Annotated in this window: 24 protein-coding genes and 1 other RNA gene; 12 read left to right on the forward strand and 13 right to left on the reverse strand. The window is 63.4% G+C overall.

The features are described from left to right. Positions 1–10: 10 nt before the first annotated feature. Positions 11–463, forward strand: a complete 453-nt coding sequence (locus E8E75_RS24340; RefSeq protein ID WP_153919047.1) for a YaiI/YqxD family protein — start codon at positions 11–13, stop codon at positions 461–463. Positions 464–475: 12 nt separating this feature from the next. Here the strand turns inward: E8E75_RS24340 and E8E75_RS24345 are convergent, their stop codons facing one another. The 4 genes from E8E75_RS24345 to E8E75_RS24360 all read right to left on the reverse strand — a co-directional run bounded on the left by E8E75_RS24345 (position 476) and on the right by E8E75_RS24360 (position 4,870). After that, positions 476–2,626: an EAL domain-containing protein gene (locus E8E75_RS24345; protein ID WP_120653994.1), complete on the reverse strand. Its 2,151-nt coding sequence runs from the start codon at positions 2,624–2,626 to the stop codon at positions 476–478. A gap of 135 nt (positions 2,627–2,761) precedes the next feature. Beyond that, positions 2,762–3,232, reverse strand: a complete 471-nt coding sequence (locus E8E75_RS24350) for a thioesterase family protein (protein WP_120653995.1) — start codon at positions 3,230–3,232, stop codon at positions 2,762–2,764. A 134-nt stretch (positions 3,233–3,366) separates the two neighbouring features. Further along, positions 3,367–4,023: an isoprenoid biosynthesis glyoxalase ElbB gene (gene elbB, locus E8E75_RS24355; protein WP_153919044.1), complete on the reverse strand. Its 657-nt coding sequence runs from the start codon at positions 4,021–4,023 to the stop codon at positions 3,367–3,369. Positions 4,024–4,036: 13 nt separating this feature from the next. Further along, complete coding sequence (locus E8E75_RS24360; RefSeq protein WP_120653997.1) at positions 4,037–4,870, reverse strand: dienelactone hydrolase family protein; 834 nt, start codon at positions 4,868–4,870, stop codon at positions 4,037–4,039. A gap of 223 nt (positions 4,871–5,093) precedes the next feature. Between E8E75_RS24360 and E8E75_RS24365 the strand changes: the two genes are divergently transcribed. Then, positions 5,094–6,329 (forward strand): sterol desaturase family protein, encoded by a 1,236-nt coding sequence (locus E8E75_RS24365; RefSeq protein ID WP_153919042.1) that lies wholly within the window; start codon positions 5,094–5,096, stop codon positions 6,327–6,329. On the opposite strand, the gene E8E75_RS24370 is transcribed toward E8E75_RS24365, so the two are convergent. Continuing rightward, positions 6,330–6,890, reverse strand: coding sequence for a DedA family protein (locus tag E8E75_RS24370; RefSeq protein ID WP_120653999.1), 561 nt, complete (start codon positions 6,888–6,890; stop codon positions 6,330–6,332). It abuts the gene before it with no gap. 233 nt (positions 6,891–7,123) lie between these two features. Between E8E75_RS24370 and hemB the strand changes: the two genes are divergently transcribed. Continuing rightward, positions 7,124–8,137: a porphobilinogen synthase gene (gene hemB, locus E8E75_RS24375; RefSeq protein ID WP_280359867.1), complete on the forward strand. Its 1,014-nt coding sequence runs from the start codon at positions 7,124–7,126 to the stop codon at positions 8,135–8,137. 20 nt (positions 8,138–8,157) lie between these two features. Further along, on the forward strand, positions 8,158–10,392 hold the full coding sequence (gene ppk1, locus E8E75_RS24380) for a polyphosphate kinase 1 (RefSeq protein WP_153919036.1): 2,235 nt from the start codon (positions 8,158–8,160) through the stop codon (positions 10,390–10,392). Between the two features lie 57 nt (positions 10,393–10,449). Here ppk1 and ppx read toward each other — a convergent pair whose 3' ends face one another. Next, complete coding sequence (gene ppx / locus E8E75_RS24385; protein ID WP_120654002.1) at positions 10,450–11,952, reverse strand: exopolyphosphatase; 1,503 nt, start codon at positions 11,950–11,952, stop codon at positions 10,450–10,452. Positions 11,953–12,313: 361 nt separating this feature from the next. Between ppx and trxA the strand changes: the two genes are divergently transcribed. The 4 genes from trxA to E8E75_RS24405 all read left to right on the forward strand — a co-directional run bounded on the left by trxA (position 12,314) and on the right by E8E75_RS24405 (position 16,727). Further along, positions 12,314–12,640, forward strand: a complete 327-nt coding sequence (gene trxA, locus E8E75_RS24390; RefSeq protein ID WP_003457525.1) for a thioredoxin TrxA — start codon at positions 12,314–12,316, stop codon at positions 12,638–12,640. A gap of 262 nt (positions 12,641–12,902) precedes the next feature. Beyond that, complete coding sequence (rho, locus tag E8E75_RS24395; RefSeq protein WP_120654003.1) at positions 12,903–14,162, forward strand: transcription termination factor Rho; 1,260 nt, start codon at positions 12,903–12,905, stop codon at positions 14,160–14,162. Between the two features lie 130 nt (positions 14,163–14,292). Then, positions 14,293–15,759, forward strand: coding sequence for a 4-hydroxy-3-polyprenylbenzoate decarboxylase (gene ubiD, locus E8E75_RS24400; RefSeq protein WP_153919034.1), 1,467 nt, complete (start codon positions 14,293–14,295; stop codon positions 15,757–15,759). After that, a complete protein-coding gene (locus E8E75_RS24405; RefSeq protein ID WP_120654005.1) occupies positions 15,759–16,727 on the forward strand; it encodes a CDP-6-deoxy-delta-3,4-glucoseen reductase in 969 nt (322 codons plus the stop codon). The genes ubiD and E8E75_RS24405 overlap by 1 nt, the downstream gene beginning before the upstream one ends. Positions 16,728–16,788: 61 nt before the next feature. On the opposite strand, the gene E8E75_RS24410 is transcribed toward E8E75_RS24405, so the two are convergent. Continuing rightward, positions 16,789–17,766 carry an NADPH:quinone oxidoreductase family protein gene (locus E8E75_RS24410; protein ID WP_120654006.1) on the reverse strand — a complete coding sequence of 326 codons (978 nt, stop codon included), beginning with the start codon at positions 17,764–17,766 and terminating at the stop codon, positions 16,789–16,791. A 166-nt stretch (positions 17,767–17,932) separates the two neighbouring features. Between E8E75_RS24410 and E8E75_RS24415 the strand changes: the two genes are divergently transcribed. Continuing rightward, positions 17,933–18,355 carry a flagellar basal body-associated protein FliL gene (locus tag E8E75_RS24415; RefSeq protein WP_153919431.1) on the forward strand — a complete coding sequence of 141 codons (423 nt, stop codon included), beginning with the start codon at positions 17,933–17,935 and terminating at the stop codon, positions 18,353–18,355. On the opposite strand, the gene E8E75_RS24420 is transcribed toward E8E75_RS24415, so the two are convergent. Together E8E75_RS24420 and E8E75_RS24425 are read right to left on the reverse strand one after the other, a co-directional pair. Beyond that, complete coding sequence (locus E8E75_RS24420; RefSeq protein WP_153919031.1) at positions 18,346–20,190, reverse strand: diguanylate cyclase; 1,845 nt, start codon at positions 20,188–20,190, stop codon at positions 18,346–18,348. The genes E8E75_RS24415 and E8E75_RS24420 overlap by 10 nt on opposite strands. Before the next feature lie 51 nt (positions 20,191–20,241). Then, positions 20,242–20,691, reverse strand: coding sequence for an EVE domain-containing protein (locus E8E75_RS24425; protein WP_120654008.1), 450 nt, complete (start codon positions 20,689–20,691; stop codon positions 20,242–20,244). Between the two features lie 204 nt (positions 20,692–20,895). Between E8E75_RS24425 and E8E75_RS24430 the strand changes: the two genes are divergently transcribed. Beyond that, complete coding sequence (locus E8E75_RS24430; protein WP_016495303.1) at positions 20,896–21,027, forward strand: hypothetical protein; 132 nt, start codon at positions 20,896–20,898, stop codon at positions 21,025–21,027. A gap of 49 nt (positions 21,028–21,076) precedes the next feature. On the opposite strand, the gene E8E75_RS24435 is transcribed toward E8E75_RS24430, so the two are convergent. The 4 genes from E8E75_RS24435 to E8E75_RS24450 form a co-directional block, all read right to left on the reverse strand. Further along, a complete protein-coding gene (locus tag E8E75_RS24435) occupies positions 21,077–21,673 on the reverse strand; it encodes a 5-formyltetrahydrofolate cyclo-ligase (RefSeq protein ID WP_153919028.1) in 597 nt (198 codons plus the stop codon). Positions 21,674–21,682: 9 nt separating this feature from the next. Further along, positions 21,683–21,862: non-coding RNA, 6S RNA (gene ssrS / locus E8E75_RS24440), on the reverse strand. A 103-nt stretch (positions 21,863–21,965) separates the two neighbouring features. Continuing rightward, positions 21,966–22,280 (reverse strand): cell division protein ZapA, encoded by a 315-nt coding sequence (locus E8E75_RS24445; RefSeq protein WP_077525606.1) that lies wholly within the window; start codon positions 22,278–22,280, stop codon positions 21,966–21,968. After that, the gene (locus E8E75_RS24450; protein ID WP_028626819.1) at positions 22,277–22,486 is read right to left on the reverse strand and encodes a TIGR02449 family protein; all 210 of its coding nucleotides are present in this window, start codon (positions 22,484–22,486) and stop codon (positions 22,277–22,279) included. Before E8E75_RS24450 ends, E8E75_RS24445 begins: the two co-directional genes overlap by 4 nt. Before the next feature lie 204 nt (positions 22,487–22,690). Between E8E75_RS24450 and E8E75_RS24455 the strand changes: the two genes are divergently transcribed. Further along, complete coding sequence (locus E8E75_RS24455) at positions 22,691–23,245, forward strand: YecA family protein (protein ID WP_153919025.1); 555 nt, start codon at positions 22,691–22,693, stop codon at positions 23,243–23,245. Positions 23,246–23,284: 39 nt separating this feature from the next. Then, positions 23,285–24,619: a Xaa-Pro aminopeptidase gene (gene pepP, locus E8E75_RS24460; RefSeq protein ID WP_120654011.1), complete on the forward strand. Its 1,335-nt coding sequence runs from the start codon at positions 23,285–23,287 to the stop codon at positions 24,617–24,619. Position 24,620 lies beyond the last annotated feature (1 nt).

Raw genomic sequence — 24,620 nt, forward strand, 5'->3', positions numbered from 1 at the left:
AATTTTTCCCATGCGCGTCTGGATCGATGCCGATGCCTGCCCCAAGGCAGCCAAGGACCAGGTAATCAAGTTCGCCCTGAAGCGCAAGTTCGAGGTGGTGCTGGTGGCCGGGCAGAGCCAGGTGAAACCAGCCTTCGCCTGCGTGCGACTGGTGGTGGTCCCCAGCGGCCCGGATGCAGCTGACGACTACCTGGTTGACAACGCCTCCCCCGGTGAACTGGTGATCTGCAGCGACGTGCCACTGGCCGATCGCCTGGTGAAGAAGGGCGTTGCGGCGTTGGACCCGCGCGGTCGCGAGTTCGACGAACGCAACATGGGCGAGCGCCTCGCGGTGCGCAACCTGTTCACCGATCTGCGTGACCAGGGCCAGATGGGCGGGGGCCAGGCAGCCTACGGTGAGAAGGAGCGACAGGCCTTCGCCAATTCCCTGGACCGGCTGCTGACCCGCCTCAGCCGGGGCTGAAGCGAGTCGGACTCAATTCACTGCTTGAGGTTGGGTAGCCATCGCCAGGTTCCTGGGATTGGCCAGCCACAGCTTCAGGTTGTCCAGCGACAGCGGGCGGCTGAACAGATAGCCCTGGATCAGGTCGCAATGGTTCTCGCGCAGAAAACCCAGTTGTTGGGCGGTTTCCACACCTTCGGCGACCACCTTGAGTTGCAGCTTGTGGGCCATGGCGATGATCGCGGCGGTGATCGCCATGTCGTTCTCCTCGGCGGGTATGTCGCGCACGAAGGCGCGATCCACCTTGAGGGTGTCCACCGGTAGGCGGCGCAAGTAGGCCAGTGATGAGTAACCGCTGCCGAAGTCATCGATGGAGATGCTCACGCCCAGCGCGCGAATGGCTTCCAGGATTTCTACCGCGGAGTTGAGATTGCCCATCAGCGCATTCTCCGTGACCTCAAGAGCCAGCGCTCGCGGGTTCAGCCCTGAGCGTTGCAGCTCGATGCCGAGCACCAGCGGTAGGTTGAGGTTGGTGAGGTTAAGCGCTGAGCAATTCACCGCAACGCGCAAGTCCCTATGCCCGGCGTCGTGCAATTCCTTGAGATCGCGGCAGGCGCGGCGGGTCACCCAGGTATCCAGTTCGGCGATGAAACCGTGCTGCTCGGCGATGGTTACGAAGCGCTCAGGGCTGATCATGCCGTGCAGCGGATGGCGCCAGCGCGCCACGGCTTCCAGGCTGACCACGCGGCTGGCATCGCAGGCGACGATGGGCTGGTAGTGAACCTCCAGGGCGTCCTCGTTGAGGGCACGGCGCAAGTCCTGCTCCAGGGTCAGGTTCTCGTGGGCACGCAGTTCGAGATCAGCACTGAAGCGCTGCCAGCGATTGCGGCCATTCTCCTTGCAGTGACCCAGGGCGAGGCCGGCGTTGCGCAGCAGCTCTTCGTGGTTTTCACCGTCCTGTGGATACAGGCTGATACCCAGGCTGGCGGTAACGCGCAGCTGGCCGCTGGGCAGGCTGATGGGTGCACGTATATGGCCCAGCAGGCGGTCGGCCAGCTCACCTGCGCGAGCGCCATCCTGCAGGGGGCTGAGAATGCAGAACTCGTCGCCGGAGTAGCGTGCCAGCAGATCCTGGTCGTGCAAGGCCGTGCGCAGGCGTTGGGCGACCTGTTGCAGCACCTGGTCCCCGGCGCCGTGACCCAGGCTGTCATTGATACGCTTGAAACTATCCAGGCCAATGAACAGGACGGCGAGCGTGCCCTGGCCTGCGTGCTCCGCCAGCAAGCTGCTGGTCATCCGGGTGAAGGCGCGGCCGTTGAACAGGTTGGTTAGTGGGTCGTGGTGGGTGGCGGTATTGAGCTGATCGGCGGCCATGCGCAAACGGCGTCGTTGCTCCCGAAGGCGCTGCTCGGCCCAGACGGCGCCCAGGCCGGCGACTATCACCAGCAGCGCGATGACGCCAATGGCGATGCCGAGCAGGGTCTGGTTGGTATGGCCAGCGGAGTCCAGGGTCAGTTGGATATCGCGCGGGACTGTCAGGGTCAGCGCCGCCATGCCGGTGAAGTGCATGGAGACGATGGCGGCCCCCATCATCGCGCTCGCAGCCAGGCGCAGGCGCCCAAGGCCTTTGTCGTTTCGTTCGCGGAAGTAGAAGGCAAGCAGCAGAGCGGCCAGCGCCGCACCAATGGCTATGGCTAGCGACAGGGAGAAGAGCAGCGGGTCGTAGTAGAGCGATGCCGCGGAGCGGATCGCCGCCATGCCGCTGTAGTGCATGGTGGCAATGCCGATGCCTGCTGTGATCGCTGCCAGCAGGTACTGCCAGGGTCTCAGGCGCTCGCGTCCGATCACTCGCATCACCACATAGGACACCGCGATTGCGATCAGCAGCGAAAGCAGCGTGACACCCGGCGCATAGGAGATGACGAGGGGCGCGCGGAAGGCAAGCATGGCAATGAAGTGCATCGACCATATGCCGCCGCCCAGGGAGAGGGCGCCCACCCAGCGCCAGAGCTCGCGTCCAAACAGGGCACTGCTGTGGCTGACTCGGCGCGCCATGGCCAGGGCGGTGAACGCGGCGGCGCAAGCCACCAGATAGGAGAGCAGTACCAGTGGTGTGGAGTGGCTGCAGTCCAGCAGGGCGATCTGGTCTTCAGGGATGGCGCGGGCGTGGGTCAGGAAGAGCATCGGCGGCGGGGTCCTTCGGGTGCGGACCCGCCATGGGGTGGCACACTGGCATTTTGCCCGCAGTCTAGGCAGTTCCGGCAGCCAAGGCCATGGGCGATGCAGCCGGCCGTCGGACCTGGAGCGATGGTCGAGGGCTCAGCCGCAGAGGTAGGTGCCAGTGCCAACCGCAACCAAAGTGCCGTCGTCGGCGTGCAGTTCCGAACGCACCACGGCAACCTTGTTTCCCGAGCGGAGTAGCACGGCGGTGGCGGTGAAGTGCTGGCCACGACCAGGTCGCAGGTAATCGATGCGCAGGTCGATGGTGCCGAGCTTGGATAGCCGCCCCATGCGCTCCGCTGTGGATAAGTGCTGGTGCCGTTCGAAGGCACCGATCAGCGCCATGGCTCCGCCGACTACATCGAGCAGGCTGGAAATCACTCCACCGTGCAGGATGCCGTGGACGAAATTGCCGATCAGCTCGTCCTTCATCGGCAGGTGCATCACCACCTTCTCGGTGCTCATCTCTCCTAGCTGAATGCCGAGCACGCGGTTGAATGGAATGCGTTCGAAGAAGCCGGCGACGGCTTGCTGGAGTTCGGGGGTGAGGATGAAATCGGTCTGGCTCATGACGCCTCCTGGGAACATTGATTGGCTCGACGCTGCCTCAGGAGTGGTCGGGGTGCCAAGGGGGGCGGCGGGAGTGGCAGGTGGATTGGCCGGATCGACACGGAGCGGGTAGCCGAAGCCACCCGCCCGAGGTATCAGTGGGCCAGTTCCAGTACGCGGTCCACCAGCTTGTAGATACCGCCGGCGGCTTCGCTGATGGATTGGGCGAGCATGTAGGCTGGGGTGGTCACCAGCTTGCGTTTCTGGTCTTCGACGATTTCACCAACCACGCATTCCACATGCTGCGCGCCCATCTCGGCCAGGGCTGCCGCGGTGCCAGCGTCATTGCCGATGGTGCAGCTCACGCCTTCGCCGTAGATCTTCGCCGCCAGGGCTGGGGCGATGCAGATCAGGCCAACTGGCTTGCCGGCTTCGGCGAAACCGCGGGCGGCGGTCAGTACGTCGGGCTGCACGGTGCAGTTGGCGCCGCTGATGGCGAAGTCGGAGAGGTTCTTCGCCGCGCCGAAGCCGCCGGGAATGATCAGGGCGTCGAAGTCGTCGGCTTTCAGTTCGCGCACGTCGCTGATCTCGCCGCGGGCGATACGCGCCGATTCCACCAGCACGTTACGGCTTTCCGGCATCTCTTCGCCGGTAGTGTGGTTGATCACGTGGTGCTGGGCGATGTTCGGCGCGAAGCACTGGACCTTGGCACCGCGCTGGTCCAGGCGCAGCAGGGTGATCACACTCTCGTGGATCTCCGCACCATCGTAAACGCCACAGCCGGACAGGATCACGGCAACTTTCTTGGTCATGGACATCTCCAGGTCATTGGGGGGGTGGTCCCAGGTTCTCGCGCAGGAACGCCAGTGCGCGTCGCTGGGCATCCTGGGCCAGGCCGGGTTGGTAGGTATTCAGGTCGCTGCGCTGATCGAATACATGGTCGGCGTTGCCGTACTGCACCAGTTCCAGGCGCTCGCCATCGAGGCTATCGAGGGCCGAAAGGCATTGCTGGTGGTCGGTGATGTGGTCCTTCGCGCCGAGGAACATCAGCACAGGGGCGCTATGTCCGAGACCGTCGCGCAGGTGGGCGGGGAATCCGCAGTAGGGGTAGTAGGCGATCACGCCGCGCACACCGGCCAGTGCACCTCTGCCGGTGGCGGGGAAACCGTGGCCGGCGCTGCCGTCGTAGGAGAGCGCATCGAGGATGGTCCAGCCTCCGTGTGAGTATCCGAGCAGGGCCAGCTTGCTGCTGTCGATCGCCGGGTTCTGCCGCGCCAACGCCAGCGCAGCGTAGACATCGACGGCGCGTTCGTTGCCCCACAGACGCTTGCCGTCGCAGACCGGGCGCCAGTCCTTGATGCCGCGGGCAGCATGGCTGTCGACGAACATCACGGCGTAGCCGGCGGGGAGCAGCCAGGCTTTCACGTTGCGCATGAACAGCGGGCTCTGGCCGCTGCAGCCGTGAAACACCATTACGGTGGGGAAAGGGCCGTTGCCTTGCGGAGTGAACAGGCTGAGGTGCGGTGCCAGGCGCTGTTCCGCCGCCGACAGGTCGGCGGTCTGCGGCAGCAGGGCATCACGATAGGGATAGAGTCCGAGCAGGGCGGCGCAGGCCAGGAGAAGCAGGGCGATCAGGGCGGGTTTCAGAAGTTTTCGCATGCTGTCGTCATATGCCGCTTGGGTTGGCACGCCATGCCGGGAAGCCGGACGGGCTGTGGGAGTAGCATCCCGGGTACTGGATGAATGTCGTCATTTCGTGGCGGCATTTCGTACAGGCCCTGACGAGCAATCCTAGCAGGCTGGGGAATCGGGCCGCGAGCGCCGCGCCGCCCGCTTCACCGTCTGTGGGTCACCGGACAAGAACTACGATAAGGGTTGTCCCATGAATTACGTGCTTTATGCCGTGCCTTTCTTCTTCCTGCTGATCGGCATCGAACTGATGGTCGACCGTTGGCGTGGGATGCGCACTTACCGTACCGCCGATGCCCTGAACAGCCTGAGCGCTGGCGTGCTGTCCACCACCAGCGGCCTGCTGACCAAGGTTGTGGGGCTGCTGACCTACACCTTCGCCTGGCAACACATGGCCCTGTTCGAGCTGTCGGCGTCGAGCCTCTGGGTGTGGCTGCTGGCCTTCGTTTTCTATGATTTCTGTTACTACTGGAACCACCGACTGGGCCATGAGCGCAACGTCCTCTGGGCCGCCCACTCGGTGCACCACCAGAGTGAGGAGTACAACCTCTCCACCGCCCTGCGGCAGACCAGCACGGGCTTTCTTTTCGGTTGGATTTTCTACCTGCCGATGGCCGCTGCCGGTGTACCTCCGCTGGTGTTCCTCAGCGTCGGTGCGCTGAACCTGCTCTACCAGTTCTGGGTGCACACCCGGCATGTGCCCAAGCTGGGCTGGTTCGAATGGTTCTTCATCACACCGTCCAACCATCGGGTCCACCACGCGCAGAACCCGGTGTACATGGATCGCAATTACGGCGGCGTGTTCATCCTCTGGGATCGCCTGTTCGGTACCTTCCAGGAAGAGCTGGAAGAGGAGCCGGTAATCTTCGGCGTGACCACGCCGCTGGCCAGCTGGAACCCGCTCTGGGCCAACCTGCAGTTCTATGTGCAGCTCTGGCGAGATGCCGCGCGTGCTGAGTCCCGGTGGGACAAGCTGCGTATCTGGTTCATGCGTACCGGCTGGCGCCCGGCGGATGTCGCCGCGCGTTATCCACAGGCCAAGCCGGACCTGTCGCTCTTCGTCAAATTCGAGGTGCCGCTGGGGCTGCCTCAGAAGTGGTACGCCGGCCTTCAGTTCGCACTCTACGTAGTGGCCGGGACCTGGCTGCTGGGGACCGGCAGCGAGGTTTCAGTGGCCGGGCTGCTGCTGGCCTGGGCCTGGATGGCCTTCGGTCTCTACGTCATCGGTAGCTGGCTGGAGAACCGCCCGTGGGCGCGTTGGCTGGAAGTGACGCGATTGGCAGTGAACTGGCCGGTGTTCTCGGCCTTTACGGTGCTGGGATTGCTGCCGATGGGAGCGGCGGGGTGGGGCCTGCTCGCGCTCTACAGCCTGGTCAGTCTGGCCGCGCTGTTCGGCCTGCAGCGCCGCGCGGCGGCACTGGCGGTCTGATCAGCTGTTCTTGCCGTTGTTACGCAGGCGACGCCTCAGCCAGAGGAGGCCGCCGATGGCCACCAGAGCGCCGAGTACCATCAGCTCGTAGCGCTTGAGGTTGCCGAGCATTCCTTCCAGCACGGCGCCGAAGTGGAACGCGGCGAATCCCAGGGCCAGGGCCCAGATCAAGGCACCGATGCCGTTCAGGATCAGGTAACGCAGTGGCGGATAGCCGGACAGGCCGATGGCCACCGGCATCACGGTGCGCAACCCGTAGACGAAGCGGAAGCTCAGGACCCAGATATCCGGGTGACGGCGGATGTGCGCCAGAGCGCGGTCGCCCATGGCTTGCCAACGCGGCTTGCGGGCAAGGATCTGACGACCCTTGTGGCGGCCCAGGTAGTACCAGAGCTGGTCGCCGGCATAGCTGCCGAAGAACGCCGTGGCAACCACGGCGTTGATGTCCATGTAGCCCCGGAAGGCGAGGAAGCCGGCCAGGACCAGGATCGTCTCACCCTCGAAGAACGTGCCGAGGAAGAGGGCGAAATAACCGAAATCCTGGAGAAATTGTTGCAGCATGGTTGGGTTGCGCAGCGAAATGAACGCGCAGCCTAACCGGGATGACGCCCTGGGAAAAGCTCCGACCTCCGGTGAATGCCATCAGATTGACCACGGACAATCCCCGAATGCCGCCACAAGGCCCGTACGCCGGTCGACGTGACCACGGGTCACTGTGCCGCATTGTTACCATTCGGTCATAATCGGCCCTTATATTTGTCACACTGCGTCCGTTCCGGGCCCTGGAGTCTGCTGTGAGCTTTACCCCCGCCAACCGCCTGTTTCCCGCAACCCGCCTGCGCCGCAACCGTCGTGATGATTTTTCCCGCCGCCTGGTGCGCGAGAACGTCCTGACTATCGACGACCTGATCCTGCCGGTATTCGTGCTGGACGGTGAGAACCGCCGCGAAGCCGTGCCGTCGATGCCCGGCGTCGAGCGCCTGTCCATCGACCTGTTGCTCAAGGAAGCCGAGGCCTGGGTCGAGTTGGGGATTCCGGCGCTGGCGCTCTTCCCGGTGACTCCTCTGGAGAAGAAATCCCTCGATGGCGCCGAAGCGTGGAACCCGGGCGGCATTGCCCAGCGCGCCATCCGCGCCCTGCGTGACCGCTTCCCGGAATTGGGCGTGATCAGCGACGTCGCCCTGGACCCCTTCACCACCCACGGCCAGGACGGCATCCTCGACGAGAATGGCTATGTGCAGAACGACATCACTGTCGACGCACTGGTCAAGCAGGCGCTGTCCCACGCCGAGGCCGGCGCCCAGGTGGTGGCACCCTCGGACATGATGGATGGCCGTATCCAGGCAATTCGCGAAGCCCTGGAACTGGCTGATTTCCCCAACGTGCGCATCATGGCCTACTCGGCCAAGTACGCCAGCGCCTACTACGGTCCCTTCCGTGATGCGGTCGGCTCTGCAGCCAACCTTGGCAAGGGCAACAAGGCCAGCTACCAGATGGACCCGGCCAACACCGACGAGGCCCTGCATGAAGTGGCCGCGGACCTGGCCGAAGGCGCCGACATGGTGATGGTCAAGCCGGGCATGCCTTACCTCGACATCGTTCGTCGGGTGAAGGATGAATTCCGCGTGCCGACTTTTGTCTACCAGGTCAGCGGCGAGTACGCCATGCACATGGCAGCCATCCAGAACGGCTGGCTGAGCGAGGCGGTGATCCTCGAATCCCTGGTCGCCTTCAAACGCGCCGGCGCGGATGGCATCCTCACCTATTTCGCCGTACGCGCCGCAGAAATGCTCAAGACGGGAGCCTGATCTCCCCCCAGGAACTGCAGATGAACACCGAAGGACTCAACCCCAGCGCATTGCTCGAACCCCTGAAGGAAGCCACCGAAGTTCCGGTGGTCCCTCCGGCTCCCGAGGCCCCCGCCCCCGCGCCAGTCGCAGAAGCGGTGCCTGCCCCGGCCCCCGCGCCGGCGCCATTGGTGGTGCCGAGCCTGGATGACAGCAGCCTGTACATCCACCGTGAGCTGTCCCAGTTGCAGTTCAACATCCGCGTGCTGGAACAGGCGCTGGATGAGTCCTATCCGTTGCTCGAACGTCTGAAGTTCCTGCTGATTTTTTCCAGCAACCTCGATGAGTTCTTCGAGATTCGCGTCGCCGGCCTGAAGAAGCAGATCACCTTCGCCCGCGAGCAGGCTGGCGCCGACGGACTGCTGCCGCATCAGGCCATGGCGCGTATCAGCGAGCTGGTGCACGAACAGGTGACCCGCCAGTACAGCATCCTCAACGACATCTTGTTGCCGGAGCTGGCCAAGCACCAGGTCAACTTCATCCGTCGCCGTTACTGGACCGCCAAGTTGAAGGCCTGGGTGCGTCGCTACTTCCGTGACGAGATCGCGCCGATCATCACCCCCATCGGCCTGGACCCGACGCACCCCTTCCCGTTGCTGGTTAACAAGAGCCTGAACTTTATCGTCGAGCTGGAGGGGGTGGATGCCTTCGGCCGCGACTCAGGCCTGGCCATTATCCCTGCTCCGCGCTTGCTGCCGCGGGTCATCCGGGTGCCGGAAGACATCGGTGGGCCGGGGGACAACTTCGTATTCCTGTCTTCGATGATCCACGCCCATGCCGATGACCTTTTCCCCGGCATGAAGGTGAAAGGCTGCTACCAGTTCCGGCTGACCCGTAACGCCGACCTCTCGGTGGACACCGAGGACGTCGACGACCTGGCCCGCGCGCTGCGTGGCGAGCTCTTCTCGCGCCGCTACGGTGACGCGGTGCGCCTGGAAGTGGCGGACACCTGCCCGAAAAACCTCTCGGACTACCTGCTCAAGCAGTTCAACCTGGGCGAGAGCGAGCTGTACCAGGTCAATGGCCCGGTGAACCTGACCCGCCTGTTCAGCATCACCGGTCTGGAAAGCCACCCGGAGCTGCAGCACCCGACCTTCACGCCGGTCATCCCCAAGCTGCTGCAGAAGGCCGAGAACCTGTTCAGCGTGGTGGGTAAACAGGACATCCTGCTGTTGCACCCCTTCGAGTCCTTCACCCCGGTGGTGGACTTCCTGCGCCAGGCCGCCAAGGATCCCAACGTCCTGGCGATCAAGCAGACCCTGTACCGCGCCGGTGCCAACTCCGAGATCGTCGACTCCCTGGTGGAGGCGGCGCGCAACGGCAAGGAGGTCACTGTGGTGATCGAACTGCGGGCGCGCTTCGATGAGGAGTCCAACCTGCAACTGGCCAGCCGACTGCAGCAGGCCGGTGCCGTGGTGATCTACGGCGTGGTGGGTTTCAAGACTCACGCCAAGATGATGCTGATCCTGCGGCGCGAGAACGGCGAGCTGCGCCGCTACGCGCACCTGGGTACCGGTAACTACCACGCCGGCAACGCGCGCCTGTACACCGACTACAGCATGCTGACGGCCGATGACGCGCTCTGCGAGGACCTGCACAAGCTGTTCAACCAATTGATCGGCATGGGCAAGACGCTGCGCATGAAGAAGCTGCTGCACGCGCCCTTCACCTTGAAGAAGACCTTGCTCGACATGATCGCCCGCGAGGCGCTGCACGCCAGCGAGGGCAAGCCGGCGCACATCATGGTCAAGGTCAACGCGCTGACCGATCCCAAGGTCATTCGTGCGCTGTACAAGGCCAGCCAGAGCGGTGTGCGAATCGACCTCGTCGTTCGCGGCATGTGCTGCCTGCGCCCGGGAATCCCAGGTGTGTCGCACAACATCCAGGTTCGTTCGATCATCGGTCGCTTCCTTGAGCACAGCCGGATCTACTACTTCCTCAACGGTGGCGACGAGAAGATGTACCTCTCCAGCGCCGACTGGATGGAGCGCAACCTCGACATGCGCGTCGAGACCTGCTTCCCCGTGGAAGGCAAGAAGCTGCTCACCCGCGTGAAGAAAGAGCTCGAGGCCTACATCAGCGACAACACCCAGAGCTGGGTGCTGCAGCCGGATGGCCGCTACCTGCGCAACAGCCCGAGTGGCAACCAGAACTCGCGCAACGCCCAGGCCACCCTGCTGGACAAGCTGACCAACCCGCCAATCAGCGCACGCTGATCGCGCAAATGAAAACGGGGCCCGCGGGCCCCGTTCTCGTTTCTGCGATTCTCGGCTTCAGCTCACCTTGAGCACGAAGTCGATGCGTTTCAGCCACTCGGCTTCCTGCTCGAAGTCCGCCTGGGTCAATGGATTGGCCTCTAGCCAGTCCTTCGGGAACTGCACTTCGAAGTTGTTGCCGGAGGCCCGGAGCTGGACTCTGGGCATGGCCGAGGTGCCACGAATGTGGTGGAAGAGAATGGCAAAGCGCAGCAGCACGCAAAGGCGCAGCAGCTTCACACCTTCCTCGCCGAATTCGGCGAACCTGTCCTTCGGGATATTGCGGCGGTGGCCGCGCACCAGCAGGGCGAGCATCAACTGGTCCTGACGGGAAAAGCCGGGCAGGTCCGAGTGCTCGATCAGATAGGCGCCGTGCTTGTGGTACTGGTAGTGGGCGATGTCCATGCCTATTTCATGAACGCGCGCGCCCCACAGCAGCAAGTCACGATGCCAGTCATCGTCAAGGCCCCAGCTGTCGGCGACCTGCTCCAGGGATGCAAGGGCCTTGGCTTCGACCCGAGCGGCCTGCTCGAGGTCCACATGGCAGCGCTCCATCAGCGCGCTCAAGGTGCGCTCGCGCACGTCCTCGTGGTGGTGGCGGCCCAGCAGGTCGTAGAGCACGCCTTCGCGCAGTGCCCCTTCGGAGTGGTTCATGTGCTTGAGTTCGAGCGCCTCGAAGATGGCCTCGGTGATCGCCAGGCCGGCAGGGAAGATCGGTCTGCGGTCCGGCTTGATGCCGTCGATGTCGAGCTTCTCCACGTCGCCCAGCTTGAACAGCTTGCGCTTGAGCCAGGCCAACCCTTCCGGGTTGATCTCGCCATTACCGAGCCCAGCGGCCTGGATCGCCAGGCCTACTGCGCGGATGGTGCCGGAGGCGCCCACGGCTTCCTGCCAGCCGAGGCGGCGCAGACTGTACTCGATGCCCATCAACTCGAGGCGAGCGGCGGTGTAGGCCTGGGCATAGCGGGCCGGAGTGATCTTGCCGTCGCGGAAATAGCGCTGGGTGTAGCTCACGCAACCCATCTGAAGGCTTTCCCGCAGTTGCGATTCGAAGCGCTGGCCGATGATGAACTCGGTGCTGCCGCCGCCGATGTCAGCCACCAGTCGACGACCGGGGGTGTCCGGCAGGGTGTGGGAGACGCCCAGGTAGATGAGGCGCGCTTCCTCGCGGCCAGAGATGACTTCCACCGGGTGTCCGAGGACTTCTTCAGCGCGGCGGATGAACTCGGCACGGTTGTGCGCTTCGCGTAGGGCGTTGGTGCCGACGATGCGAACCGCGCCTTCCGGCAGCCCGGCGATCATCTGGGCGAAGCGGCGCAGGCAGTCGATGCCGCGCTGCATGGACTCTTCATTTAGGTTGCGGTCTTCGTCCAGGCCTGCCGCCAACTGCACCTTGTCGCCGAGCCGTTCCAGGATTCGGATCTCGCCATGGTCGACCTTCGCCACCACCATGTGGAAGCTGTTCGAGCCGAGGTCAATGGCGGCGATCAGGGACGGGATTTCGGCGGGCTTCTGCGGCATGGTTTCGGGTCTCGAGGCTGAACCGCGCAATCCTGCCACGGTTGTCCGGTCGCGCCAATGCGAATAGCGGTACGTTCGTGCCAGTATTACGCGGACCGCGAACAGTGGTTGGGATGCGGCTTTCTCTGGCGAATAGCTGGCTGTGCACACTATAGGTGGGATATGACAGTCGCGCGTCACCGCGGCCGACGGTCCGCCCGAGCGGCGCGTGGGTCGGATGCCGAATTGACGTTGGCGCCCCCATCCATCAGTTTTGCCCAGCATCGCCATAGCAAAGCTCAATCGCCCTTGGCTTTCGGTCCTGGGAAAGCCGGGATATGATGGCTCCACTTTTTTGCTTCCGAACCACGGAGATCATTCCATGAGCGAATTCATCACCAACGTCACCGATGCCAGCTTCGAGCAGGACGTGCTCAAAGCCGACGGCGCGGTGCTGGTCGACTACTGGGCCGAGTGGTGCGGTCCGTGCAAAATGATTGCTCCGGTCCTCGACGAAATCGCCAAGGACTACCAGGGCAAACTGAAAGTCTGCAAGCTGAACATCGACGAGAACCAGGACACTCCGCCGAAGTACGGCGTGCGTGGCATCCCGACCCTGATGCTGTTCAAGAACGGCAACGTCGAAGCGACCAAGGTTGGCGCCCTGTCCAAGTCCCAACTGGCTGCCTTCCTCGACGCCAACATCTGATGTTGCGCGGCCTTCAGCGCCGCCGGAACAGCTTCAGAAGCGTCCCGAAGAAGCCCCGCGAAATGCGGGGCTTTTTCATTGGAGTGCACTAGACTCCCCGTTGCGCCGGTGTTACATTCGGACCGCTGCTTTTTCTTGCAGCCCTCCACGCCGTCGCCGACGCACTCCTATTCGAATAAGCACAGCGATCCTGTCGCCTTCTCTGCGGCGCGGCCTAAAAAGCTCAAAGCTTTCCCTTCTCCATTCTATCTACGTCATTCCTATGAATCTGACCGAACTCAAGCAAAAGCCGATTGGCGAACTTCTGGAAATGTCCGACGCAATGGGCCTGGAGAACATGGCCCGTTCGCGCAAGCAGGACATCATCTTCGCCCTGCTGAAAAAGCACGCGAAGAGCGGCGAGGAGATCTCCGGTGATGGCGTGCTGGAGATTCTCCAGGACGGCTTCGGCTTCCTGCGCTCCGCCGACTCTTCCTACCTGGCCGGCCCTGACGATATCTACGTCTCGCCCAGCCAGATCCGTCGCTTCAACCTGCGCACGGGCGACACTATCGTCGGCAAGATTCGTCCGCCCAAGGAAGGCGAGCGTTACTTCGCGTTGCTCAAGGTCGACTCCATCAACTACGACCGCCCCGAGAACGCCAAGAACAAGATCCTGTTCGAGAACCTCACGCCCCTGTTCCCCAATGAGCGCCTGAAGATGGAGGCCGGCAACGGCTCCACCGAAGACCTCACCGGCCGTGTGATCGATCTCTGCGCACCGATCGGCAAGGGCCAGCGCGGCCTGATCGTGGCACCGCCGAAAGCAGGCAAGACGATCATGCTGCAGAACATCGCGGCCAACATCACCCGCAACAACCCCGAGTGCCACCTGATCGTCCTACTGATCGACGAGCGCCCGGAAGAAGTGACCGAGATGCAGCGCACCGTGCGCGGTGAAGTGGTCGCCTCCACCTTCGACGAGCCGCCGACCCGCCACGTGCAGGTTGCCGAGATGGTGATCGAGAAGGCCAAGCGCCTGGTCGAGCACAAGAAGGACGTGGTCATCCTGCTGGACTCCATTACCCGTCTGGCGCGTGCCTACAACACCGTGATCCCGAGCTCCGGCAAGGTGCTCACCGGTGGTGTCGACGCCCACGCCCTGGAGAAGCCCAAGCGCTTCTTCGGTGCCGCGCGCAACATCGAGGAAGGCGGCTCGCTGACCATCCTCGCCACCGCGCTGGTAGAAACCGGTTCGAAGATGGATGAAGTCATCTACGAAGAGTTCAAGGGCACCGGCAACATGGAACTGCCGCTGGACCGTCGCATTGCCGAGAAGCGCGTGTTCCCGGCCATCAACATCAACAAGTCCGGTACCCGCCGCGAAGAGCTGCTGACTGCCGAAGACGAGCTGCAGCGCATGTGGATCCTGCGCAAGCTGCTGCACCCGATGGATGAGATCGCCGCCATCGAGTTCCTGCTCGACAAGCTGAAAGACACCAAGACCAACGACGAATTCTTCCTCTCGATGAAGCGCAAGTAAGTCTTGGATGTGCCGCAAAAGCCGGGGAAACCCGGCTTTTGCATTTCTGCACTGGCCCTTTGTTCTTCTGAATAACCCAGTTCGGCGCTAAACTTTGCGCCCCGACCTGCACGCCCCAAGAGGCTCAAGCATGCAGTATCGCGATCTGCGCGACTTTATCAGCGGCCTGGAGCAGCGCGGCGAGCTCAAGCGCATCGCCACTCCAGTGTCACCGGTGCTGGAAATGACCGAAATCTGCGACCGCACCCTGCGCAAGCAGGGCCCGGCGCTGTTGTTCGAAAAGCCCACCGGCTTCGACATTCCGGTGCTCGGCAACCTCTTTGGCACTCCCGGCCGAGTGGCCTTGGGGATGGGCGCCGAGGACGTCGGCGAGCTGCGCGAGATCGGCAAGCTGCTGGCCTTCCTCAAGGAGCCCGAGCCGCCCAAGGGTCTCAAGGACGCCTGGTCCAAGCTGCCGATCTTCAAGAAGGTCATCGCCATGGCGCCCAAGGTGCTGAAGGATGGCCCATGCCAGGAAGTGGTGGAGGAGGGCGACGATGTCGACCTCACCAGGCTGCCGGTGCAAACCTGCTGGCCGGGCGACGTCGCCCCGCTGATTACCTGGGGCCTGACCGTCACCCGCGGCCCGAACAAGGAGCGCCAGAACCTCGGCATCTATCGCCAGCAGGTGATCGGCCGCAACAAGGTCATCATGCGCTGGCTAAGCCACCGCGGCGGCGCGCTGGATTATCGCGAGTGGTGCGCCAAACACCCTGGCCAGCCGTTCCCTGTCGCGGTAGCCCTCGGCGCGGATCCGGCGACCATCCTCGGCGCCGTGACGCCCGTGCCGGACTCCCTTTCCGAATATGCCTTCGCCGGCCTGCTGCGGGACAACCGTACCGAACTGGTGAAATGCCTTGGCAGTGACCTGCAGGTGCCGGCCAGCGCGGAGATTGTTCTTGAGGGGGTGATCCACCCTGGAGAGATGGCTGACGAAGGTCCCTATGGTGACCACACCGGCTACTACAACGAAGTGGATCGCTTCCCGGTGTTCACCGTGGAACGCATCACTCGCCGGCAGAAACCTATCTACCACAGCACCTACACCGGCCGGCCGCCGGATGAGCCGGCCATCCTCGGCGTGGCGCTGAACGAAGTCTTCGTGCCGATCCTGCAGAAACAGTTCCCCGAGATCGTCGATTTCTACCTGCCGCCGGAAGGTTGCTCCTACCGCATGGCGGTGGTGACCATGAAGAAGCAGTATCCCGGCCACGCCAAGCGCGTAATGCTGGGTGTCTGGTCGTTCCTGCGACAGTTCATGTACACCAAGTTCGTCATAGTCACCGATGACGACGTCAATGCGCGGGACTGGAACGACGTGATCTGGGCCATCACCACGCGCATGGACCCCAAGCGCGACACGGTGATGATCGACAACACGCCGATCGACTACCTGGACTTCGCCTCGCCCATCTCAGGCCTCGGCTCGAAGATGGGCCTGGACGCCACTCACAAGTGGCCGGGCGAGACCAACCGCGAATGGGGTCGGGTAATCGTCCAGGACGAAGCGGTCAAGCGCCGCGTCGACGAGCTGTGGTCCTCTCTGGGAATCGACTGATGCGTGTCACTCTGCAACCCTCCGGCGCAATCATCCAGACAGCTCCCAGCGAGCGCATCCTGGATGCGGCGCGTCGGCTCGGCTACGAGTGCCCGCAAAGCTGCCGCAACGGGAACTGTCATGTTTGCGCGGCCCTGCTGGTGGAAGGACGAGTACTCCAGAACGGCGCAGAACTGACGCAGGGCGAGCTGTTCACCTGCCTGGCCGAGCCCCTTGAAGACTGCGTCCTGCACTGGGATGGTGTGCTGGCGCCGGGTGAATTACCGGTGCGAAGCCTGAGTTGCCAGCTCACCGAGTGTTCGTCCGTGGGGGGCGATGTCTGGCGTGTGCGCCTGCGTGCCCCGGCAGGCAAGCCGCCGCGCTATCACGCTGGCCAGTACCTGTTGATCGAACGGGACGACGGCGAGTCCTCAGCCTTTTCCATGGCTTCGGCGCCCAGCGCCGGGCGGGATATCGAACTGCACATTCTCGGTCGTGAGAACAGCGCCAAGGCGCTGCTCGCGCAACTGCAGCGCACTCGTATGGCCAAGGTCCGCATGCCCTTCGGCGATACCCACCTGGCGGAGTTGCCGGAAGGTCCGCTGGTGCTGATTGCCGCAGGCACGGGGATGGGGCAGATACACAGTCTGATCGAACACTGCCGGGCCACCGGTTTCAAGCACCCGGTGCACCTCTACTGGGGCGTGCGCCAGCCGGAGGACTTCTACGAGTTGGTCCATTGGAGCGACTGGCAGGGTCTGGAAAACTTGATCCTGCACAAGGTGGTCAGCGACCCCTGTGATTGGCAGGGACGTCGCGGTCTGCTGCACGAAGTCGTGTGCGAGGACTTCCCTGACCTCAAGCAACTGCACGTCTACGCGAGCGGTTCCCCAGCGATGGTCTACGCCACCTTGGACGCCCTGGTTGCCGCAGGGATGGATGCCCATCAGATGCGCGCGGACGTGTTCGCCTACGCCCCGCGTTCCTGATTCCCGGACATCAAAAAAGACCGCCCTCGGGCGGTCTTTTTCATTCTTGTAGGGTGAAGTGTCAGCGTACCTCGACCACCACCTTGCCCACTGCCTGGCGCGTGGCCAGGGCATTGATGGCGTCGCTAGCGCGCTCCAGCGGGAACGTCTGGGACACCAGCGGCTTGAGTTTGCCTTCGGCATACCAGGCGAACAACTGCTGGAAGTTGGCCAGGTTGTCCTGGGGCTGACGCTGGGCGAACGAGCCCCAGAACACGCCAACCACCGAGGCGCCCTTGAGCAGGGCCAGGTTCACTGGAAGCTCGGGGATGCGGCCGCTGGCAAAACCCACCACCAGCAGGCGACCGTTCCAGTTGATCGAGCGCACGGCAGCATCGAACAGGTCGCCGCCGACCGGATCGTAGATCACGTCGGCGCCCTGGCCGCCTGTCAGCTCCTTGACGCGATCCTTGAGACTTTCTTCGCTGTAGTTGATCAGCGCATCGGCCCCGGCGGCCTTGGCCACTGCCAGTTTTTCCGCACTGCTGGCCGCAGCGATCACTCGTGCTCCCATCGCCTTGCCGATCTCCACCGCCGCCAGGCCTACACCGCCGGAGGCACCCAGCACCAGCAGGGTCTCGCCGGGTTGCAGGTTAGCGCGCTGCTTGAGCGCGTGCATCGACGTGCCGTAGGTCATGCCAAAAGCCGCGGCGGAATTGAAGTCGATACCCTTCGGAATCGGCATTACGTTGTAGGACGGCACGGCCACTTGCTCGGCGAAGCTGCCCCAGCCGGTCAGCGCCATCACGCGATCACCAGGCTTGAGGTGGCTGACCTTCTCACCCACCGCCGCGACCACGCCTGCCGCTTCACCACCCGGAGAGAACGGGAAGGGCGGCTTGAACTGGTACTTGCCTTCGATGATCAGCGTGTCGGGGAAGTTGACCGCCGCCGCATGGACGTCGATCAGGATCTCGTTCTTCTTGGGCTCGGGGCTGGCGACTTCCTCCAGCACCAGAGTATCGGCGGGACCGAAGGCTTTGCACAGGACGGCTTTCATCGCGGAGCTCCTTGGCTTGGGGCTCTGGCCCCGGGCATGTGGCCTTGCAGTGTAGGTTGGGGGGCAGGGCGGTCAATCAGCATGGCCGCGCCTGATAGGCCTGCATAAACGGAGGTCTTGGGGCTTGCCGCCGCTGTGGCTATGCTAGGCGGCATTCGTGCTGAGGATGACCCTGGTGAAAAGACTGACTGCATTGCTGCTGACACTGACCCTTCCCCTGCTGGCAGTGGCCAATGAGAAAGAAGAGCCCAAGGAAGGTGAGGCACCCAAGGTCGCCTATATCGATCTGGTGCCTTCCCTGGTCGGCAACTATGGCCCCGGCCCTCGCCTGAAGTACTACAAAGCCGATGTTTCCCTGCGCGTCTCCGGCCCCGAGGCGCAGGACAAGGTGACTCGTCATGAGCCGCTGATCCGCAATCAGTTGGTGATGCTGTTCTCCCAGCAGACCGACGAGAGCCTGGCCTCCTCCGACTCGAAGGAAAAGCTTCGCCAGGAAGCCCTCAAACAAGTGCAGCAGGTATTGCACAGCGAAGAAGGCGAGCCACTGGTGGACGACCTGCTGTTCAACAATCTGATCATTCAGCCCTGATCTTTCTCCCACAGGCAGGTGCGATTGCGCCCTTCGTGCTTGGCCCGGTAGAGCGCGGCGTCGCTGCGTGATACCAGGCTGTCGGGCTGCTCTTCGCGGGCCGGGTCAGAGACGGCGATGCCGATGCTCAACGTCAGCAGCCCCTCGGGACTGCCGGGGTGCTCGATCTGCAGTTCCGCCACATGTGCCATTACCCGTTCGGCAACATGTCGTGCGCCGTCTTCGGCGGTGTTGGCGAGGATGATGGCGAACTCCTCCCCGCCGTAACGGCAGGCCACGTCACCTTCACGTTGCAGGCTCTGCTGGAGCGCCTGGGCGACCTGGCGCAGCGCATCATCGCCCGCCTGGTGACCAAGTTGGTCGTTGAACGCCTTGAAGTGATCCACATCCAGCATCAGCAATGCCAGCGGCGCACCGAGGCGGCGCAGGCGGCGCCACTCACCGTTCAACTGTCGGTCGAAATAGCGCCGGTTGTATAGCCCGGTCAGGCCATCCAGCTGAGAAAGTCGCTGCAGGCGCGCCTCCAGTTCCAGTCGCTCGCGATTGTCGCGAGAGACGCCGATCAGGTAGTCGCGACCATTCTGACTCACCAGTTGCGCACTGATTTCCGCTGCCTGGAGGCTGTCATCGGCGCGGCGCATCTCGCGCTGGAAAATACCCGAGTTGCCATCCCGGCGAGCCTGGCGCACCAGCTCCAGCCAGGTGTGGAAGCCGGGCATGAGTTGCTCAGGATCTTCCTTGAGTAGCTGGCGAAAGGTTTCGGCGCTGTAGCCGAGGCTCGCGTAGGTGGCGGGGTTCATGTGCAGGATCTCGCGATTGGCGAGATCGAAGATGAACAGGCCGTCATGGCTGGAATCGGTCAGGTCGAGTACCAGTTGCAGGCGTTCGCGGCTGTCACGCAGATCCTGCTCGGCGTGTTCGCGCTGGCTGACTTCTTCGTTCAGGCGCCGATAGCCGATCTGTAGCGCGCTGGCGCGACGGGCATTCTCCAGCGCCAGGGCGAGGGCGGCGACCAGTAACAGGCTGGTGAGCAGGCCGGCGCCGAGGACGACTTGGGGCAGCGGCGAGCTGAGCTGTTCCACCAGTTTGGCGGTCGGGGAGAGCTGCAGGGCGAAGTTGCTGTTGTTGAGCAGGTGCAGCGGAACGCGCTGGCTGAGGCTGTTCAGGGTTTCCGGTCGCTGCTGGAGGTAGATGGCTTGACCGGACTCCAGCAACTGGACGCTGAAGTCGCGATTGTCGAGGCTGCCGAGCAGCGCATCCATCAGCGATTCGACGCGGAATACGCCCTGGAGGAAGCCATCGAAGGTGCGGCTGCCCTGCTCGTTGCTGATAAACAGCGGGGTGTAGAGGATGACGCCACGTCCGCCCTGAACCAGGGCAAAGCTGTTGGACATCTGCGGTTCACCGCTGGCCTTGGCCTGCATGGCGAGATTGAAGTTGGGATGAATGCGCGTCAGGCGGAAACCAATAGCCGCCTCGTTGCCTTTTTCCGGCATGACCCAGCGCATGCGTAGGTCTTCTCCCATCCACTGGATCGACTGGTAGCCAGGAAAGTGCTCCAGGGCAAAACGGACTTCCAACTCCCATTCGTCTCGCGGAAGCCGGCCCTGGTGGTTCCATAGGATGGCAATGCGCCGCAGACCCTCGACCTCGTCAATCAGGTTGTTTTCCAGTTCGGCGGCCAGGGCGCGCGCCTGATAACCGACGCGCTCACGAATGCGCTCCTGATGGGCATCTTCCAGCTTCTTCCAGAGCAGCAGGCTGGTACCGCACAGCGCCAGGAAGAGCAGGGCGAGTGTCGTTCGGACCAGCCAGGCGGGATGAGAATGCGGCATGGGGGTGCCCCAGTGGATTCCTCTCCGTCATAGCACAGGGCCATGCCCGACTCAACGAAGGGCGAGTACTCCAGCCCATTCTTCTTCTGTCACTGGCATCACCGACAGGCGACTGCCCTTCTGTACCAGGGCCATGCCGGACAGCACCGCCTGCTCGCGCAACAGGCCGAGGGGGATGACTCGAGTGAAGGCCTCGACGAACTCCACGTCCAGGGCGCTCCAAGGATTCTTCTCGGCGTTCGCTTTGGGGTCGTGGTAATGGCTTTGTGGGTCCAGGGCGGTGGGGTCCGGGTAGGTCTCCCCGGCGATTCGCGCGATGCCGGCGACGCCCGGTTCGGGGCAGCTGGAGTGATAGAAGAAGAACAGTTCGCCCGGACGCATCGCGCGCATGAAGTTGCGCGCCTGGTAGTTGCGCACGCCATCCCAGCGCGCCTTGCCCAGGCGCTGCAGGTCATGGATGGAAAGTTCGTCCGGTTCGGATTTCATCAGCCAGAAAGGCATGAACTTTGCTCCTGTACGTTCGTCCTTAATTGGGGCATCCAAGCTTGAAGACCGGCCGACGGCCGGTTGGCGTCATAAATTGCGTGTTCGCTCACGTTGCCGGAGAATGCCGCGCTTTAAGCTGCTGCTACCGTTCGGTCCAATCAAAACAACAACTCGCCATCGGTCATCGCGCGAAGTTTGCCTGCAAGGGGGAGGCAATCGATGAAACGCAAGCCAGACATCCTCTGGGTATTGGTCATTATTTTTGGTCTGGGTGTCGTTACCACTGGTTACACGCAAAGCCTGTGGGAACGTCAGAGCAACGCGCCCGTCAACCTGACCCAACAGCCCTGATTCTACTCGGCCGGCATCGCAAGGATCGCGATGCCGCTGCCAGTGCTCTTCAGTACCAGCCCTTGTCCGTTACGGTCGCCTGCAGGACGACGTCCCAGCTGGCGAGTTCCAGCCTGTCCACCTTCTGGCATTCGTGCGCCAGGCCCAGCAGGGTCGGTTTGCGCCATTGGTGACGGCGCGTCAGATAGGCCAGGCTACGGTCGTAGAAGCCGCCGCCCATCCCCAGGCGTCCACCTGATTGATCGAAGCCCACCAGCGGCATCAGGACCAGATCCAGTGCCCAGACCTTGCGCTGCTGCGCCGGATTGGCGCGAGGTTCGAGGATGCGGAAGCGGTTCTTCTTCAGGCGTTCACCCGGCAGCAGACGCTGGAAAACCATTTTCTCCCTGGGCCAGGCATTGAGTACCGGCAGGTAGGCTTGCTTGCCCCGGCGCTGTACTTCGCGCAGTAGCGGACGCGGATCGATCTCGCCATTGGTTGGCAGATAGAGGGCAATGTGCCGGGCGCGCCGGAACAGGGGGGCCTGTGCGAGTTGTCGGTACAGGGCCTTGGCGGCGTGCTTCTGCTGGAGGGGGGTAAGTGCGCGGCGGGCCTGGCGGAGCAGGCGGCGCAAGCTCTGGCGGGAATGGGAACCGGCGCAGATCATGAAGAAAATAGACTCCCCGGTCGTGCCGCTGTCGGGTTAGCCCTTGAACCCGAAAGTTCAAGGTGGAGGCTGCAGGAGGCGTTAAGGCTTTCCGTCAGGCGGACATGCACACCGGCCTCAACTTGCAACCCCCGTGGTTGCATTTATCGGCTCAGGGACATCACCGACTGGCCAACACACCAGGGAGCTGGCGGCGAGTATACCCCAAGAACCGTTCAGGAAACTGCTATGCGTCGGTCCGACAGCGTCAAAAAACGCCAGAAAGCGTCAGTTTGTCGCGGCCGGACGATGCTCAGGCCTGCTGCGCGTCGGGGTCGGCGGCCAGGGCGTGGTCAACGCGCTCAAGCAGGTCGCGGACCCGCTCACGAGTGGACGTGGCCTCCTGGTCCAGACGCTGCTGCTTGTGCAGCAGATCATGGGTGATGTTCAGCGCGGCCATTACGGCGATGCGGTCGGCACCGATGACTTTCCCGCTTGAACGTATCTCGCGCATCTTGCCGTCGAGATAGCGGGCAGCGCTTTCAAGGTTGGCGCGCTCGTCCGCAGGGCAAGCGATGCAGTATTCCTTATCGAGGATTTGGACGGTGACGGTGTTGGACTGGGTCATGAATCCTGCTCCAGGGCTTTCAGGCGCGAAATCATCGCTTCGACCTTGAGCCGGGCCATTTCGTTCTTTTCGATCAGATGAGCGCGTTCTTCGCGCCAGGCCTTCTCGCTGGCAAGCAGGAGCCGGTTCTGGGCCTTGAGCTGCTCTACACGCTGGATCAGCAGTTCCAGCTTGGCTGTCAGTGCATGCAGTTCGGCGTCTTCCATGGGCGTCTACTTGGTGAGGAGTGACCGGGACTATATAGGACTGACACGGGAAAGGGTCAAACCCGCAGGCGACGGTGCAAATTGTCGCATGCCCGTAGATAGGGCCCGGTGGACGGGCGGCCAATGCTGCCTTCGCCGCGCCAGGCTGCTAGGATACGAGGCCGTCATTCTAGTGATTGCGCCCTCTGGCGCCTAGCCACCCTTATGTCCAGTTCGAATTCTCCCTACAACGCTTTCGCCGCGCTCCTCGCCTCCGCTGGCCAGCCGGTTTCCCCCGCCGAATTGCACGGCATGCTCTTGGGGCGCAGTTGCGCCGGTGCCGGTTTCGAGCCGGAACCCTGGCTGGAGGATGCCGCCGAATTACTCGGTAGCGCCCCACAGGACAATCTGCGCCAGGCCCTGATCGGCCTGCAGGAAATGGTCAAGAGCGAACTGACCGGCACGGAGATGGCCGTGGTCCTGCTGCTGCCCAGCGACGATGCGCCGCTGGCCGAGCGGGCCGCTGCCCTCGGCCAGTGGTGCCAGGGCTTCCTGGGTGGGTTCGGCCTCACCGCCCGTGAAGGCGCACTGTCCGGCGAGGCCGTCGAAGTGCTTCAGGACCTCGCCTCGATCGCTCAGGTGCAGAGCGCCCTGGAAGAATCCGACGACGGCGAAAGCGACTATATGGAGGTGATGGAGTACCTGCGCGTCGCGCCCCTGCTGCTCTTCGCCGAATGCGCCAGGCCCGCTGCGCCGGCTGCCAAACCCTCGTTGCATTGACCCGAGTGGCGGGCATTCGCCCGCCCTGAAGGAGCGCGCATGACCCGTATCCCCAAGGCCGAATACGCCCGCCGCCGCAAGGCGCTGATGGCGCAGATGGAAGCCAACAGCATCGCCATCCTGCCCGCCGCGCCCGTGCATATCCGCAACCGCGACGTCGAGCACGTCTATCGCCAGGACAGCGACTTCCAGTACCTCAGCGGTTTTCCCGAGCCGGAAGCGGTGCTGGTGTTGATCCCTGGTCGCGAGCACGGCGAGTACGTGCTGTTCTGCCGCGAGCGCGATCCGGAGCGTGAACTCTGGGACGGCCTGCGTGCCGGTCAGGACGGTGCCACCCGCGATTTCGGCGCCGACGACGCGTTCCCCATCGGCGACATCGACGACATCCTTCCCGGTCTGATTGAAGGGCGCAGTCGCGTCTACTACTCCATCGGCACCAACACCGAGTTCGACCAGCACCTGATGGAGTGGGTCAACACCATCCGCTCCAAGGCCCGTCAGGGCGCTCAGCCGCCGAAGGAATTCGTCGCGCTGGATCATCTGCTGCACGACATGCGCCTGTACAAGTCGGCGGCTGAAGTGAAGGTCATGCGCGAGGCCGCCGAGGTTTCCGCCCGCGCCCACGTGCGCGCCATGCAGGCCTCCCGCGCCGGCCTGTACGAATACCACCTGGAAGCCGAGCTGGAATATGAATTCCGCAGGGGCGGCGCGAAGATGCCGGCCTACGGCTCCATCGTCGCCGCCGGCAAGAACGCCTGCATCCTGCACTACCGGGAGAACGACGCCCTGCTGAAGGACGGCGACCTGGTGCTGATCGACGCCGCCTGCGAGCTCGATTGCTATGCCAGCGACATCACCCGCACCTTCCCCGTCAGTGGCCGCTTCAGCCCTGAGCAGAAGGCCATCTACGAGCTGGTGCTGAAATCCCAGGAAGCCGCCTTCCTCGAAATCGCCCCCGGCAAGCATTGGAACGAAGCCCATGAAGCCACCGTACAGGTCATAACCTCCGGTCTGGTGGAGCTGGGCCTGCTCAAGGGCGACGTCGACGAGCTCATCGCCTCCGAAGCCTACAAGGCCTTTTACATGCACCGTGCCGGTCACTGGCTGGGCATGGACGTGCACGACGTCGGCGAATACAAGGTCGGTGGTGAGTGGCGCGTGCTGGAGCCCGGCATGGCGATGACTGTCGAGCCCGGCATCTACATCGGCGCCGACAACCAGGACGTACCGAAGAAGTGGCGCGGCATCGGCGTGCGCATCGAGGACGACGTCGTGGTGACGAAGACCGGCTGCGAGATTCTCACCGGCGGCGTACCCAAGACCGTGGACGAAATCGAGGCGCTGATGGCCGCTGCACGCAGCCAGGCCGCCTGAC

Source organism: Pseudomonas sp. BN606 (assembly GCF_029873115.1).
Classification (GTDB): domain Bacteria; phylum Pseudomonadota; class Gammaproteobacteria; order Pseudomonadales; family Pseudomonadaceae; genus Metapseudomonas.